The sequence below is a fragment of the Mesorhizobium sp. WSM4821 genome, assembly GCF_055901555.1.
The window spans coordinates 3,568,643-3,582,682 of sequence record NZ_CM148371.1; the positions used below are offsets into that span (position 1 = coordinate 3,568,643).

The 14,040-nt window shown below is 63.0% G+C and carries 18 protein-coding genes and 2 pseudogenes; 13 read left to right on the top strand and 7 right to left on the bottom strand.

Going from position 1 to position 14,040, the window contains the following annotated elements:
- Nucleotides 1-232: 232 nt before the first annotated feature.
- A complete protein-coding gene (locus AC0NID_RS17235) occupies nt 233-412 on the bottom strand; it encodes a hypothetical protein (RefSeq protein ID WP_473453370.1) in 180 nt (59 codons plus the stop codon).
- A gap of 136 nt (nt 413-548) precedes the next feature.
- Between AC0NID_RS17235 and AC0NID_RS17240 the strand changes: the two genes are divergently transcribed.
- Together AC0NID_RS17240 and AC0NID_RS17245 are read left to right on the top strand one after the other, a co-directional pair.
- Nucleotides 549-809, top strand: a complete 261-nt coding sequence (locus tag AC0NID_RS17240) for a hypothetical protein (RefSeq protein WP_473453368.1) — start codon at nt 549-551, stop codon at nt 807-809.
- 3 nt (nt 810-812) lie between these two features.
- On the top strand, nt 813-1,073 hold the full coding sequence (locus tag AC0NID_RS17245) for a hypothetical protein (RefSeq protein ID WP_473453366.1): 261 nt from the start codon (nt 813-815) through the stop codon (nt 1,071-1,073).
- Here AC0NID_RS17245 and AC0NID_RS17250 read toward each other — a convergent pair.
- Nucleotides 1,070-1,783: an SOS response-associated peptidase gene (locus AC0NID_RS17250; RefSeq protein ID WP_473453364.1), complete on the bottom strand. Its 714-nt coding sequence runs from the start codon at nt 1,781-1,783 to the stop codon at nt 1,070-1,072. The genes AC0NID_RS17245 and AC0NID_RS17250 overlap by 4 nt on opposite strands.
- A 257-nt stretch (nt 1,784-2,040) precedes the next feature.
- On the opposite strand from AC0NID_RS17250, the gene AC0NID_RS17255 reads away from it, so the two are divergent.
- The 4 genes from AC0NID_RS17255 (at nt 2,041) to minE (ending at nt 4,551) form a co-directional block, all read left to right on the top strand.
- On the top strand, nt 2,041-2,481 hold the full coding sequence (locus AC0NID_RS17255; RefSeq protein ID WP_473453362.1) for a hypothetical protein: 441 nt from the start codon (nt 2,041-2,043) through the stop codon (nt 2,479-2,481).
- Nucleotides 2,482-2,650: 169 nt separating this feature from the next.
- Nucleotides 2,651-3,430, top strand: a complete 780-nt coding sequence (gene minC, locus AC0NID_RS17260) for a septum site-determining protein MinC (RefSeq protein ID WP_473453360.1) — start codon at nt 2,651-2,653, stop codon at nt 3,428-3,430.
- A 36-nt stretch (nt 3,431-3,466) separates the two neighbouring features.
- Nucleotides 3,467-4,282, top strand: a complete 816-nt coding sequence (gene minD / locus AC0NID_RS17265) for a septum site-determining protein MinD (RefSeq protein ID WP_473453358.1) — start codon at nt 3,467-3,469, stop codon at nt 4,280-4,282.
- Nucleotides 4,279-4,551: a cell division topological specificity factor MinE gene (gene minE / locus AC0NID_RS17270; protein ID WP_473453356.1), complete on the top strand. Its 273-nt coding sequence runs from the start codon at nt 4,279-4,281 to the stop codon at nt 4,549-4,551. Before minD ends, minE begins: the two co-directional genes overlap by 4 nt.
- A gap of 129 nt (nt 4,552-4,680) precedes the next feature.
- Here minE and AC0NID_RS17275 read toward each other — a convergent pair whose 3' ends face one another.
- Entirely contained in the window at nt 4,681-5,421 is a 741-nt protein-coding gene (locus AC0NID_RS17275) for a sulfotransferase family protein (protein WP_473453354.1), read from the bottom strand.
- A gap of 328 nt (nt 5,422-5,749) precedes the next feature.
- Here AC0NID_RS17275 and AC0NID_RS17280 point away from each other — a divergent pair, with 328 nt between their 5' ends.
- Nucleotides 5,750-5,977 (top strand): exopolysaccharide production repressor protein, encoded by a 228-nt coding sequence (locus tag AC0NID_RS17280; protein WP_473562961.1) that lies wholly within the window; start codon nt 5,750-5,752, stop codon nt 5,975-5,977.
- Nucleotides 5,978-6,720: 743 nt separating this feature from the next.
- Nucleotides 6,721-7,230: a GNAT family N-acetyltransferase gene (locus AC0NID_RS17285; RefSeq protein ID WP_473453350.1), complete on the top strand. Its 510-nt coding sequence runs from the start codon at nt 6,721-6,723 to the stop codon at nt 7,228-7,230.
- Nucleotides 7,231-7,344: 114 nt separating this feature from the next.
- Here the strand turns inward: AC0NID_RS17285 and yghU are convergent, their stop codons facing one another.
- The gene (gene yghU, locus AC0NID_RS17290; protein WP_473453348.1) at nt 7,345-8,211 is read right to left on the bottom strand and encodes a glutathione-dependent disulfide-bond oxidoreductase; all 867 of its coding nucleotides are present in this window, start codon (nt 8,209-8,211) and stop codon (nt 7,345-7,347) included.
- Nucleotides 8,212-8,494: 283 nt separating this feature from the next.
- Here yghU and AC0NID_RS17295 point away from each other — a divergent pair, with 283 nt between their 5' ends.
- Nucleotides 8,495-9,397, top strand: a complete 903-nt coding sequence (locus AC0NID_RS17295; protein WP_473453346.1) for a S1C family serine protease — start codon at nt 8,495-8,497, stop codon at nt 9,395-9,397.
- Nucleotides 9,398-9,425: 28 nt separating this feature from the next.
- A complete protein-coding gene (locus AC0NID_RS17300) occupies nt 9,426-10,373 on the top strand; it encodes a LysR family transcriptional regulator (protein ID WP_473453344.1) in 948 nt (315 codons plus the stop codon).
- On the opposite strand, the gene AC0NID_RS17305 is transcribed toward AC0NID_RS17300, so the two are convergent.
- Nucleotides 10,324-11,055 carry an SDR family oxidoreductase gene (locus AC0NID_RS17305; protein WP_473453342.1) on the bottom strand — a complete coding sequence of 244 codons (732 nt, stop codon included), beginning with the start codon at nt 11,053-11,055 and terminating at the stop codon, nt 10,324-10,326. The genes AC0NID_RS17300 and AC0NID_RS17305 overlap by 50 nt on opposite strands.
- A 120-nt stretch (nt 11,056-11,175) precedes the next feature.
- A complete protein-coding gene (locus AC0NID_RS17310) occupies nt 11,176-11,787 on the bottom strand; it encodes a hypothetical protein (protein WP_473453340.1) in 612 nt (203 codons plus the stop codon).
- Between the two features lie 267 nt (nt 11,788-12,054).
- Here AC0NID_RS17310 and AC0NID_RS17315 point away from each other — a divergent pair.
- Nucleotides 12,055-12,653, top strand: a pseudogene (locus tag AC0NID_RS17315) (YdeI/OmpD-associated family protein).
- Nucleotides 12,654-12,745: 92 nt separating this feature from the next.
- On the opposite strand, the gene AC0NID_RS17320 reads toward AC0NID_RS17315, so the two are convergent.
- Complete coding sequence (locus AC0NID_RS17320) at nt 12,746-12,940, bottom strand: hypothetical protein (RefSeq protein WP_474033458.1); 195 nt, start codon at nt 12,938-12,940, stop codon at nt 12,746-12,748.
- Between the two features lie 125 nt (nt 12,941-13,065).
- Between AC0NID_RS17320 and AC0NID_RS17325 the strand changes: the two genes are divergently transcribed.
- Together AC0NID_RS17325 and AC0NID_RS17330 are read left to right on the top strand one after the other, a co-directional pair.
- Nucleotides 13,066-13,422 carry a helix-turn-helix domain-containing protein gene (locus AC0NID_RS17325; RefSeq protein ID WP_474033315.1) on the top strand — a complete coding sequence of 119 codons (357 nt, stop codon included), beginning with the start codon at nt 13,066-13,068 and terminating at the stop codon, nt 13,420-13,422.
- Nucleotides 13,423-13,460: 38 nt separating this feature from the next.
- A pseudogene (locus AC0NID_RS17330) lies at nt 13,461-14,039 on the top strand (IS3 family transposase); the annotation flags it as partial.
- Between the last annotated feature and the right edge of the window lies 1 nt (nt 14,040).

Genomic DNA, 14,040 nt, shown 5'->3' on the forward strand with positions numbered 1-14,040 from the left:
TGCTACACGAAGCGAGAACGAACGACGGCTGGGCCATGTGAGCGAAAGGAAGTCCTGGGATCGACTTCACACAGAGAAGATATTCCGTAACACATTCCAAGATGTCACCGTAACACACTTGAAAGACTACAATCTAACGTTGACCACCTATCAAACTCTGCAAGAGGCCATTGTAAGGAAATTCAACGACCTCGCAAGTTGAGCGAGAGATGGTAAATGCGTAATTACACTATTAGCTCCTCGCCCGACGCGCTCCCTCCACCGCATCCAGCCGCTCCTGCAAGTGCCCGTTCAGCACGATCATTTCCTTCAGCGCCTTCACCGCGTCGCCCTTGTGCTGGGCAATGAACCCGTCGGCGATAGCCTGCAGGGCCGCCTCCTGGCGGCTGTCCAGCGTCACGATGTGGTCCATGGTGATGCCTCCGATAGTTCCTGTTCAAAGTGAACAAATAGGGAACAAAGATGTCAAGGGCGAATTGACTCGGCGAGGAATGCCTTCCTATTTGTCAGCAGATGGGGCGGTTGCTCACAAACTGAGGAGAGCCGCGATGGGCAGACGAAACAGCCGTTACGATCGCTTGTTCGCGCGCGACGCGGAGACGATCATCAGCGATGCGCTGCGCCTGCGCGGAACAGTGCTTGCGGCGCAGCTGCACCTGAAGGCAAGTGGCGAGCTGTTCTGGCAGCTGAGCGGGCTGGTCGACAAGCCGCATGCCGTGATGGCGACCGTGGCGGAGAAGGAGCCCGACTTTCGCGCGGCGGGGCTCGGCCTGTTGCCGTTCCCCGAGGATTATTCCAGCCGGAAATGAGCCATGGCCGGGCCGATGGACAGCGTTGGACGTGCCGCGAAGGCCAACATGCTGCTTATCGTGGAGTGCGGCCACTGCTACCATGTCGGCCGCTTCCGGGCCAATGACGTGGCCAAGGTGGTGGGCTGGAACAAGCCGCTGGAAGCCATCAGGTTCAGGTGCAAACGGTGCAGCCGAACGGACACTACCGTGCGCACCCAATTCATCGACCAGGACCGGCCACTGAAGGGCTACATCTGGACGCTTCAGAAATTCAAAGTCTAGAACAGCGAGCCTTGGGCCGGCGCCTGCGGAGGCTGCGGTGGGAACTTGATTTGCGTCGCCGGCTTCTCGACGATCACCAGCGCGTCGTCCGGTGCCGTCGGCTGCAGGTGCCTGGCCTGCGACCATGGCGCGGTCAGCCAGGTTTCGGTTTCCTCCCGCGTGGTCAGGATGACGGGCATGGCCTTCTCGTGGATCGGCGCGATCAGGGCGTTGGGTTTGGTGGTCAGGAATCCGTAGAGCTCGAAGTCGCCGGGGCCGTCCTTGACCTTGCGCACGCCCTGCCAGCGCGTCCACAGGCCGGCGAAGAAGAACGGCGGCCGCTCCTCGTTCAGCGCGAACCAGTAGTTCCTCTGTATACCGGTATCCGGGTCCTTGTCGCCGGGCGTCGGGCTGGGCTCGGCGAAGCTGGTGAGCGGCACCACGCAGCGGTTTTCGACGCCGAGATATTGCTGCCAGTGGCCGTATTGCGGGTTGCGGATGTTGGTGGTGCCGTAGTCGGCCTTGCCCTTCACCCGCTCGATCGGCGTCGGCATGCCCCACAGCAGGTTGGCCAGCTCGCGCGTCCCGTCCGGCGCGTTGCGCACCACCGGGCCGGGCTGGTTGGGGTAGATGTCGATGGAGGGTTCGAGATTGCCGAGGATGTCGCGCAGGGCGCGCGTCCACCTGCGGATGGCCTCCTGCGACGTCGTGATGTTGTAGAGGTTGCACATGTCGAGCTCTCAGGGATGTTCAGGCATCTTGTGGGAAAGGGCGGGCAATTTCCAGCGCTGTCCGCTCGGCTGCTGACACGCTGCACCACAGCGCGCGATCACCGCCGCCACCCCGGCGATCGACCGCCCGGAAGGATACTACATTGCGCAGCGGCGAACGCTTACGCAACGCACGCCGGTTGTGCGCGTTCTACCTATCAGGAGGACCATGGCGGATGTGACCGCTGGTCTCATGCGCTCACAAACGGAGGCAAACCATGATGTCCAAGTTCAAAGATGCCCTTGATCGCGGGAAGGAAGCTCGCCGTGAGCAAGAGGGCAAGGTCCGCGATGAGAAGGCCGAGGGAGATGTGGCGGACTTCGGCGCGCAAGCCAGGGCCTGGCTAAACGACGTCGTGGTTGCGTCATTGCAAACGGCCAAGGCTGACGTGGCGGGCGAGGTGACTGTCGACATTGACACCGCGCCACCCCGCCAAGCCAAAGCGTCAACACCCTCTATTCGGTTCCAGATCTACAGGAAGCGAGAGGAGGAGGTGGTCAGAAGGACGTTCACGGTCAACGTTCAGCTGAGTGGGGAAGTGTCGGTCTCTTCGCCCGGTATCGTGGCGAGAGAAGTGGGAAACATAGGGGAGAAGGCTGACGAGCGGTTCTCTACCCTGCTGGCGGAACTGATCGAGGACGCAGCGAAGGGCACCTAGCCAGCAAGGTCGAGGAAAGGCAGGCAATTTTCAGCGCTGTCCGCTCGGCTGCTGACACGGCCGGGCATGTCAGTAATGGCGTTTCCGGATGCCGCAAACACTCCCCCCATTAACCTTTCGTTAACCATGCCTCACTAGCGTTTAACCACTCAGTAAGGATTCGCCGCCAGTGACCTTTGCCGCCCCCCTCGAGGCCAAATCCATTCGCTTTCGCGCCCGCTCTTTCGTCGCCTTCACGCTGACGCCGGAGGCGCCGCTTTCGGAGTGGCTGGAGAGCCTCGATCGCTGGATCGGCAATTCTCCCGGCTATTTTGCCGGCCGGCCGGTGGTGCTCAACCTCAACATTTTGAAGCCCGATGTCGGTGGGATCGAAACGCTGGTCGCCGAGCTTGGCCTGCGCGGCATCCGCATCTACGCCATCGAGCTCGACGGAACCACCGCGCTTGCGCCCAATCTGCCGCCGGTGCTGATCGGCGCCAAGGAGGCCACCGCCGGGCTGCTCATGCAGGCCGACGCCAAGGGCAGGCCGGAAGAGGCAAGCAGGCCAGAAGAAGCGGGCAGGGCGGAACCGGGCAAGCAGCCGGAAGGCGGGCAGCCGGAAGACAGGCAGCCGGCAGCTCCGGCCACGCTGATGGTCAAGACGCCGATCCGCTCGGGGCAGTCGGTGTTCCACGCGCATGGCGACGTCATCGTGCTGGGCTCCGTCGCCTCCGGCTCGGAGATCGTTGCCGCCGGCTCCATCCACGTCTACGGCACGCTGCGCGGGCGCGCCTCGGCCGGCGTGCTCGGCCATTCGGCGGCGCGCATCTTCTGCCGCAAAAACGAGGCCGAGCTTTTGTCGGTCGACGGCTGGTATTGCACCGCCGAGGAGATGGAACCGTCCTTGCGTGGAAAGGCGGTCCAGGCCTTTCTCGAAAAAGACACGCTGCGCATCGCGCCGTTCAACTGACAACAGCCGCTCAACAACAATAATGGAGGCATTTTCATGGGCAAGGTAGTGGTGGTCACCTCGGGCAAGGGGGGCGTCGGCAAGACGACCTCGACGGCCGCCCTTGGCGCCGCGGTGGCGAGAACCGGCAAGAAGGTGGCCCTGGTCGACTTCGACGTCGGCTTGAGGAACCTCGACCTGATCATGGGCGCCGAGCGGCGGGTGGTGTTCGACCTGGTCAACGTCATCCAGGGAACGGCCAAGCTGTCGCAGGCGCTGATCCGCGACAAGCGGGTCGATACGCTGTTCCTGCTGCCGGCCTCGCAGACGCGCGACAAGGATGCGCTGACCGAGGATGGCGTCGGCGAGGTGATCGACAAGCTGCGCTCGGTGTTCGACTACGTGTTCTGCGACAGCCCGGCCGGCATCGAGCGCGGCGCGCAGCTCGCGATGCGCTTTGCCGACGAGGCGGTCATCGTCACCAACCCGGAAGTCAGCTCGGTGCGCGATTCCGATCGCATCATCGGCCTGCTCGACGCCAGGACCGTAAAGGCCGAGCAGGGCGAGCAGATCGTCAAGCACGTGCTGGTGACGCGGTATGATGCCGCCCGCGCGGCGCGCGGCGAAATGCTCTCGATCGACGACGTGCTGGAAATACTGTCGACGCCGCTGCTCGGCATCATTCCCGAGAGCCAGGATGTGCTCAAAGCCTCCAATCTCGGTTCGCCGGTGACGCTCAGCGATCCCACCAATTCCGCTGCCCGCGCCTATATCGAGGCGGCCAAACGGCTCGAGGGCGAGGAGCTGCCGGTGGTCGTGCCGTTCGAGCGCAAGGGCTTTCTCGACCGGCTTTTTGGAAGGAGGGCAGCATGAACCTGTTCGACCTCTTCAAGCGGCGCGGCAGCGCGCCGGTGGCGCGCGAGCGGCTGCAGGTGCTGCTCGCCTATGAGCGCCGCAACCGCAGCCAGCCCGATCTCGTCTCGGTGCTGCGCGAGGAGATCATGGCCGTCATCGCCAGACATGTGCAGATCGACCAGGACTTTCTGCAGGTCTCGATGGATCGCGGCGAGACGATGTCGACGCTGGAAATCGACATCCAGATCCCCAACAAGAGCGCAAGGCCGCTCGCGATGGCGGGGTGAGCGGCGGAGTTGCGCCTGAAGTAATTTTTGACGCCGGCAGGACAGAGGGGGGCGCTGTCCCGCCGGCATCTCCAAGGCTGTCGCCTGAGCTGCAACCGCTGTCGGAGGGCCGGTCTTTGCTTGCCGCCACTACCGCAGCCACCACCAAAGCCCACCCAGCACCGCCACCACCCCCGCAATCGACAGCCCGAGCATAATGTACGATCCCTTGATGATGTCGCGGATCACCTTCTTGACGCTTTCCCGGTCATTGAGGTTCGGGAACGGCTCCTGTGGTTCCGCCACGCCGAGAAAACGGCACAGCGGCCCCCAGCCTTCGGTCACCGTGAACACCAGAAGCTTTTCCGGCGGCACGGCTGCCTTCACCTCCTCGGTGTAAGCGTTGTAGCGCGCGATCGCCCGCTCGCGGTCGACCATAACGCCGGCCAGCACACGGCCCCAGATCAGCTTGCGCGACATGTCGCCGAATTTTCGGCCGAACGGCGTCAGCCACTCCAGGATTTTGAACTGCCAGACATTCTCGGTGAAGTAGATCGTGTCGATCGTGCTGTCGTACCAGCCTTCGGCGCCGCGCGGGTGAAGCGTCAGCAGCACCTTGGCATCAGGGTATTCGGCCAGCAGTTCCCGCCACACGCAGCAGCCGGGATTGTCGACCGTCGCAGTGTAGTTGGCAAACACCCGTTTCCAGTCGTGCCGTGTTCCCGGCGGGCTGTTCGCCACCTTGCGCCAGAAGTCGAGATGGCCCTTGTTGGCCTTGTTGAGGATCACTTCCTGCATGTGATAGCAGGGAAAGCCGAGCCTGTTCAGCGCGGCAAAGGTCGACCACGTGCCCGTCCGCCCGAATCCCGCGCCGATTATCTTGAGCGCCATGCCATCCCCCATTTCTCCCCTGGACTGATATCCTTATTTTATGTCAGCCCGCGACGCCTACGTTGCGCCCGGACGCGCCCGGCGCGCAAGTTTCCATCACGCCTTCCGCAGTAGGTCCCTCTTTTTGAATGGGCCAACGCAGCCATGAAATGCTCAAGCAAAGGACGCATTAAACTTGCGTACACCTCTAATCCATTTGGCACTTGCGCAACCATCAAAAGGATGAAACCGTTGGTGTGGGGTAAATGGGTAAGGGAAGTCGTCTCGGCTGTCATCAGGTCCGGGGGCGGCCAAGAAGAAGATGAATTTTCCACAGTTCCTGGTGGGAATGACCACCGCGTCATCCATCGTAGCGCTCTCGACTTTCTTGAGGACGGGTTCGATCTGGACGGCGCTGGCCTGGACGCTCCTTAGCCTGATCCTCCTGCAGATCGGATATTTCGTGCTCGTCATCCGGCTGATCTATGGAGCCGGGGGGGAAGACGCAGAGACAAGTCCGCGGTCCGTGAGTGCTGTTCGGCCAGGGCATCGAGGCGGTGTCCGGCCCAGATCATGATCATCGGTCGAGCCGGACATGTTCGGTTCTGGGAATGTGCATTGGACGTTCCGTTATTTTAGCCAACTAATATATATCCCGATGCATAAGCCTGGGATCAGGCAGCGCGGAAGCCTGCCTGCGGCTTGTGCAATCCCGACGCCGGACGATGGAAAGCCCCTCTGCCTCGATCGGGCTCCAAGGCGCCGGCTGCCGTTTCGATCTCGCGGCAATCGTGGCGCTCGTGCATCAGGCTCGACAGGGCGGGAAGGGCGGGCACGAGGTCGGCCCGAAATCGCCGATTGTGCGACTTGGCCGGAGCGAGATGAGTGCTCGTCGCTCCGACCAAATGAAGAGGGGGGTCCATCGAATGACGAGGGGCCGATCGGATGAACAGGCCGATCGAATGAAGGCCATGGCGATCGACGATTCCGGATCGCCGCGCCGCCGGCTGGCCTTCGCGAGGCTGACATTCGATCGACCGAGCGCCCTTTCGCTTCGAGAATTGCCGGCCATGCCACAGGTGTGTTTCTTCCTACCGCTCCGACTTGGTGCTAACCTTGCAGGACTTTGCACTGGACCTGCCGGACAATGCCGGGGATCGACTTAGAGACTGTTTGGAAACTCTACTCTGGCGGCCATCTGATGGCGTTTTCTGCGCTTCCGGTGCTCACGGACCCAAATGTCCGCTGCGCTCCGGTTCTCGAAACCACCACCATATGACTCGCCAGAGCGAATTTCGAAACAGTCTCTTAGACCATCGGATGGCGACACGTGCCGATATGCCGGCGCTGACTGTACTGATGAATGCAGCCATCGGCGAGCTTCAGAAGCCTTTCCTCAGGCAGGAGCAGATTGACTCGAGCAGAGCAATCATGGGGCTGGATACGCAGCTCATCGACGATGGAACCTATTTTGTCGTGGAGCAGAATGGCGTCGTGGTCGGCTGCGGCGGATGGAGTCGGCGGGCAACCCTCTACGGAGGCGACCGTTCACCCGGGCGCGATGCCGCGCTGCTCGACCCCGCGCACGACGCCGCCCGCGTGCGTGCCATGTATACGCAGCCAGGCTTCACCCGCCGAGGGGTAGGGCGCCTGATCCTCACGCTGTGCGAGGATGCCGCCCGCGCCGAGGGCTTCACCCAGGTCGAGCTCATGGCTACGATGGCCGGCGAACCCCTCTATCAAGCCTGCGGCTATCAAGCGGTCGAGGACGTCGTCGACGCCAGAGGCGGAGCGGAGGTGCCGCTGTTGCGGATGAGGAAGGCGTTGTGAACGATCGTCAGGTGCGGATGGCGATGCGGCGCAAATCCTCGAGACGTCTGACCATGCGCTAGCCGGATAGCGTAGGCGCCGGAACCCTCCGGCGCCTACGCGTCTGGCTAAAGCTCACTCCGCCGCCAGCTTGTCCTGCGTCTTGGTGTCGAAATCGCTGGCGTCGTGACGCTCGTGCAGCTGCATCGCGGGCTCGCCGAAAGCGCGGTTGACCATGCGCCCGCGCTGCACCGCCGGCCGTGCGTCGATCGCGTCGGCCCAGCGCTGCACGTGTTTGTATTCCTGCACCGACAGGAACTCGCCGGCGTCGCTATACATGCGGCCCTTGGCCAGTCCGCCATACCAGGGCCACACGGCGATATCGGCAATCGTGTAGTCGTCGCCGCCCAGATATTCGCTTGTCGACAGGCGCCGGTCGAGCACGTCCATCTGGCGCTTCGTCTCCATGGCGAAGCGGTCGATGGCATATTCGATCTTTTCCGGCGCATAGGCGTAGAAATGGCCGAAGCCGCCGCCGAGATAGGGGGCCGAGCCCATCTGCCAGAACAGCCATGACAGGGTTTCCGCGCGCGCCGGCTGTTCGGTCGGCAGGAATTCGCCGAATTTTTCGGCCAGATGCATCAGGATCGAGCCGGATTCGAAGACGCGGATCGGCTTTGGCCCGCTCCGGTCCATCAGCGCCGGGATCTTGGAGTTGGGATTGACCTCGACGAAGCCGCTGCCGAACTGGTCGCCGTCGTTGATCCTGATCAGCCAGGCGTCGTATTCGGCGCCTTTATGGCCGAGCGCCAGCAGCTCCTCCAGCATGATCGTCACCTTGACGCCGTTCGGCGTCGCCAGCGAATAGAGCTGCAGCGGATGCTCGCCGACCGGCAGTTCCTTCTCATGCGTCGGGCCCGATATCGGGCGGTTGATGCTGGCGAAGGCGCCGCCGTTTGCCTTGTTCCAGGTCCATACTTTCGGCGGTGTGTATTGGTTCATCTCGGGAGGCCTCTTGATGTGAGCGGGAGGGTCTTGGGGAGGATCAGCTTGCGCGATAGCGGCGAGGGTTTGCATGGGACAGGATCATTTATAGCTGCAGGTCGTGCGGCGTACAGGTAGTGCGGTCCGCAGAAAGTTCAACTTGTGTTGAACTATCGTCGATGTCGGCGCAGAGCAAGCCTGCGCGATTGCCCTTGGCCCTTGCGCCTCGCCTTACCCGCCATACCTATAGAACAAGACATCGGGCCTTAGCCGGCCGCCATACATTGCCAGGATTGAAAGCATGATTATCGATACGATTTTGCGGTCCATCGTGGCGGTGCGCGCCTCGATCCCCGACGACGCCTTCACAGCGAATGCGCTGGGCACGAGCCGGGAAGGCAGCGGCGTGGTCATTCGCGACGACGGGCTGGTGCTCACCATCGGCTATCTCATCACCGAGGCCGAAGAAGTCTGGCTGACCGACCACAATGGGCAAGTGGTTCCCGCGCACGCGCTCGCCTACGACCAGGAAACGGGCTTCGGCCTGGTGCAGGCGCTGGCTCCGCTCCGCCTGCCCGCGGTGGCTTTCGGCGACGCGGCCAAGGCGATGGCCGGCGATCCCGTCGTGCTCGCCGACGGCATCGGCCAGTCGGTCAGCGCGCACATCGTCACCAAGCAGGAGTTCGCCGGCTATTGGGAGTATCTGCTGGACGAGGCGATCTTCACCGCGCCGGCGCATCCGTCATGGGGAGGCGCGGCCCTCATCGGGCAGGACGGCAGGCTGCTCGGCATCGGCTCGCTGCGCCTGCAGATGAGCCGCGCCGGCGAGATTGCCGACATCAACATGGTGGTGCCGATCGACCTTCTGCCGCCCATCCTCGACGACCTCCTGACGCGCGGCCAGGTCGCGAGGCCGCCGCGCCCGTGGCTCGGCGCCTTCTCCGCCGAGAGCAATGGCGAGGTCGTGGTGATGAGCGTCGCCGAGGGCAGCCCAGCCGCCGAAGCCGGCCTGCGCCAGGGCGACATCATCTCGGATGTGCGCGACGGCGAAGTCGACGGGCTGGCCGATTTCTACCGCAAGCTGTGGCAGAATCCGGCAGGCGCCGAGATCCCGCTGCGAGTGGTGCGCGACGGCCGCGAGACCTGGCTGCGGGTGAAGTCGGCCGACCGCAACAGCTTTCTCAAGAAACCGCAGTTGCAATAGGGCAGTCAATGTCGGTCAGATCGTCCTGATGCATCCTAGACTGTTCAAGACATTCCTCGCGGTGGCGCGATGTGGAAACATCACCCGCGCGGCCGCGGAGATCCACCTCGCGCAATCAAGCGTGAGCGATCAGATCCAGACGCTTGAAACCGAGCTTGGCACGGCCCTGTTCACGCGGTCGAGGCAAGGCCTGCAACTGACGCCGGCAGGCAACACGCTGAAGCCCTACGCCGAAGAGATACTGATGCTGGCCGAAGAGGCACGGGCTGCCGTGGACGCCAGTGCCGGACACGCTTCCGGATCGGTGACGATCGGCGCGCTGGAGACGATCGCCTCGGCGAAGCTTGCGCAATGGCTTCCGGATTTTCGAGCCTCCCATCCCGAGATCACTCTTCGGCTGAAGGTCGCGGGCAGCGGCGATCTGCTGCGCAAGCTGGAAGACGGCGAGATCGATGTCGCCTTTTGCTTCGACAGGGATGGTTTCGAGAAGGGCGCCCTCGACGAACGCTTCGCCAGGCGGATTATTTCGGTCGAACCATTGATCCTTGTCGTCCCACCAGGGGAGGTGGCGATGAGAGGCGATCTTGCGGCACTCGGCAACATGCGCTTCGTGATCACCGAAACCGGATGCGTCTATCGGCACCTGTTCGACAAGGCTTTTGCCGAGGCGGGCCTTGCGTCGCCAAAGATTGCCGCCGAAGTCGGCAGCATCGACACGATCGCGCGCCTGGTGGCGGCTGGTACTGGCCTTGGTCTGGTTCCGCGTCTGGCGGTGGTCGACGCGCTCGATCGTGGCGACATCATCGAAATGCCCTGGCCGGGTGCGGTCCGGACGGCTTGCCTCGTCATGATCTGGCGCCGCAGGCGGGTCCAGCCACCAGCGTTGAAACTGCTGCTGGCAGCCGCGGGCCACAATTTCGCGCCGGTCAGACCAATCGATGCCCGCCCTCGACATGCAGTGTCGTCCCTGTCGTGAAGGCGTTGCCCATCAAGAAGCCGATAGCGTCGGCGATATCGTCCGGTTGTCCGACCCGCCCGACCGGCAGCCGCTCTGCCATCGCACTCAGCGTGTCATCCTTCTGGTCGCCGGCAACGAAACTCCAGATCGGCGTGTCGACCCAGCCAGGCGAGACTACGTTGACCCGGATCGGCGCCAGTTCGATGGCGAGCGCCCGCACGAGCCCCTCCAGCGCCGCATTGACGGCGGCGACGACCGAGCCTCGCGCCGCCGGTCGATAGGCTGCGATGCCGGATGTGAAGGTGATGGAGCCCGTGGCTGAGAGCAAGGGCGCGCCATGTTTGGCCAAGAGCAACGGCCCGTAGAACTTGCTTTCAACGACCCTCTGGGCCGCCTTCAGCTCGAGAGCGGGCAACAGCTCATAGGCGCCTTCGATATCGGCTGCGGTGCTGACGATATGGTCGAGCCGGCCGATCCGTCTGAACAAAGCGGCGACCTGGTCCTCCCTTGTGATATCGACCGCGACGGTGTCCAGCGCGGCAGGGTTGCCCAATTCCTCGCGGGCGCAGTTCAGCCTGTCCTCATTGCGCCCGGCAATGAGGACTTGCGCGCCGGCGTCGAGACACCGCCTTGCCAGCGCCAGACCCATTCCTGAACTGCCGCCGACGATCAGAACTCTCCTGTTTGCCATATCCGCCATGCCCTTCGTTTCCGTGGACGATCACCTTGGCGATTAAGTCGAAGGTCGGTGTTCGAAAGGGAAACGGAAGAAAACGATAATGTCATCGGAAAATCCGATGACATGGCGGGGGCGCTGCCCTCACTCTCCGCAAGCGCTGAAGCCGGTTCCCGGGTTCCACTCCGCGAAGGGGATGTTATTCCCTTCGACCGAGACGATCTTCTGCACCGTTGTGCCATCCAGCCGCTTCCTGCTGCTTTTGCCCTTGCCGGTCAAAACATTGTAGTTGCAGTCGCTTGCGACATTTTCCTCAAGAAAATCGTGATAATCATAGGCAAAGCCGGCGACGATGAAGGCGCCGTTGCGGTATGCAAGCGTCAGCGTCTGGTTGGTCCGTTTGCTGCCGACCGGCATCGCCGGCAAGTACAGCTTGATCGAGCCGTTCGGCAGCGCGGTCAATTCCGGCTCGGTGTCGGAGGCCTCGTAACCCGGCCGGTCGTAGCCGTTCCACTCGCCGGTGATCTGCTCACGCACGATGCCGGCCGCTTTTAGAAAATTGGCCTCGCGGTCCCTGAGGAAGAAATACATGTCCATCGGGTCGCCGGGCTTGGTCTCGACGATCATCACCAGATCGATGCCGCCGTCGCCGTTCCAGTCGCCGGTCAGCGCCGTGATGATCTTCTGGGTTTCGATCGGTTCCGCCAGGGCCATGGTCGGCGCCAAAAGGGCAAGACCGAACAACATCGATCGCATGGCAAATACCCCCAGTTTGAAGCCCGCCGTTCGCGATGGCCGGGTCTGCCGGATTCCTACAGTACGGCGGGAAGAACCGCCATGGGCGCCGCGGGACAGCACCCCCTCTGTCCTGCCGGACAGAGGGGGCGGACTGGCAGATGCAGCCATCTGTTGACGCTTCCACGCCGTTGCTTCATCCAGGCGGGGCGCAGAGGGAGGAGCGATGACTGAGACATCCGATCGGTGGGCGCCGGGCGTTATCCGCGCAGGAAGGCAGGCCTTCTGATGGCGCCGGTCGAGGTCGACTCCGCCAAGGTGCGCGATTCAGCGATGCCGAAAGCTTTTACACATGGCTCGGCAAGCACCACGACCGGGAAAACGAGGTCTGGATCAAGATCCACAAGGTTGGTTCGGGACTGAAGTCGATCACGCCCAGGGAGGCCATCGACGTCGTTCTGTGCTGGGGCTGGATCGATGCCGTGCGCAAGGGGCTCGACGACAAGAGCTATTTGCAGCGCTACACGCCGCGCGGCAGGAAGAGCATCTGGAGCCGGATCAACGTCGACAACGTCGCCCGGCTGATCGAGGAGGGCCGGATGACCGGGCATGGGCTGAAACAGGTCGAGGCGGCCAAGGCCGACGGCCGCTGGGCGCGCGCCTATGGAAGCGGCAAGGACATGAAAATCCCCGGGGATTTGCAGGCGGCAATAGATGCGGAGCCCAAGGCCAAGGCGATGCTGGCAAAGCTCAGCGCGCAGAACCGTTTCGCGCTCGCCTTCCGCATCCACAACTTGAAGACCGAGGCCGGCCGCAGGAAGAAGATCGCGGCATTCGTCGAGATGCTGAAGCGCGGCGAAACGATCTACCCGCAGGGCAAGAACTAGTCCAAAGCCTATGCCGGGCGGTTATGGGCAATCAGGTGCCACCAGTCCGACGGACCGCCGTACCGGCGGGCATGGGGGAGCAATCGCCGTCGTCAGGCCGCTCGCTTCGGTTCGATCGCAAAGGGGCTGAGCCCCAGCCAGGTCTGCATCTTCCTTGCGATGTCATGGTTACCCGTCAAGGCGAGCTTCGCTCCGGCCCTCTCGACCGTGATCAGCCCCATCCAGATTTCGGTCATCGTGTGCAGTGAGCGGCCCGAGACATAGGTGACGATTTGTACCGGACACATAGTGTAGTGCACCCCGATTTTGAGACAGAAAAAATGGTAACAGTTCTCCGTTAGGAGGACTGATGAGGACGGACGATCCTGGGCGGCGGTTCAGTCGCGCGTTCAAGTTGACGGCGGTTCAGCGAATGGCTGCCGGGGCCAATGTCAGCAAGCTGTCACGCGAGTTGGGGATTTCCCGCAAAGGCCTGTATCAGTGGCAAAAGCAGTTCCGCACGGGCGGAGCGGCGGCGCTGCGCGAAGTCGGGCGCCCGAGACGCGGCGCGGCAACAGGCCATGAGCAAAAGGGAGGCGACGCGCTGCAGTCTTCGTCGAGCGACGAGCTTTCGAAGGCCCTGGCGCGGATTGCGGAATTGGAGCGGCTTGTCGGACAGCAAGCGGTCGATCTCGATTTTTTTCAACAAGCCTTGCAGCACGTCGGGAAAGCGCGCCAGCAGAGCGGCGCGCCTGGCGGGACGGCATCTACACGGTCATCGAAGCGATGATGGCGTCCGGGCTGCAAGGCCAGATCAGTGTGGAACGGATGTGCCGGCTGGCTGGGGTGAGCCGCGCGGGCTACTACCGCCATTGGCAGGCGATGGCGCCGCGCAGGGAGGAAGTGGGCCTGCGCGACGCCATCCAGCGCCTGGCGCTCGCCAACCCGCATTACGGCTATCGCAGAATTGGCGTGCTTTTGAGCCGGGAAGGCCGGCTGGCCAATCACAAGCGCGTGCTGCGGCTGATGCGGGAGGACAATCTGCTGTGTCTGCGCAAAGCGCCCTTCGTGCCGATGACAACCGACACCAGGCATGACTGGTGCATCGTGCCCAACCTGGCCCGAGGCCTTCAACTGACCGACATCGACCAGCTCTGGGTGGCCGACATCACCTACGTCCATCTCGCCGAGGAGTTCGCATTCCTGGCGATCGTCCTGGACGCCTTCAGCCGCAAGGTCATCGGCTGGGCGATTGCGACCCACCTGAAAGCGGAACTTGCCATTGCGGCGCTCGACAAGGCGATTGCGGCACGTCGGCCGGCACCGGGAAGTGTCATTCACCATAGCGATCGCGGCGTCCAATACGCCTGCGCTGACTACGCGGCACGACTTGCAAGCCACGACATCC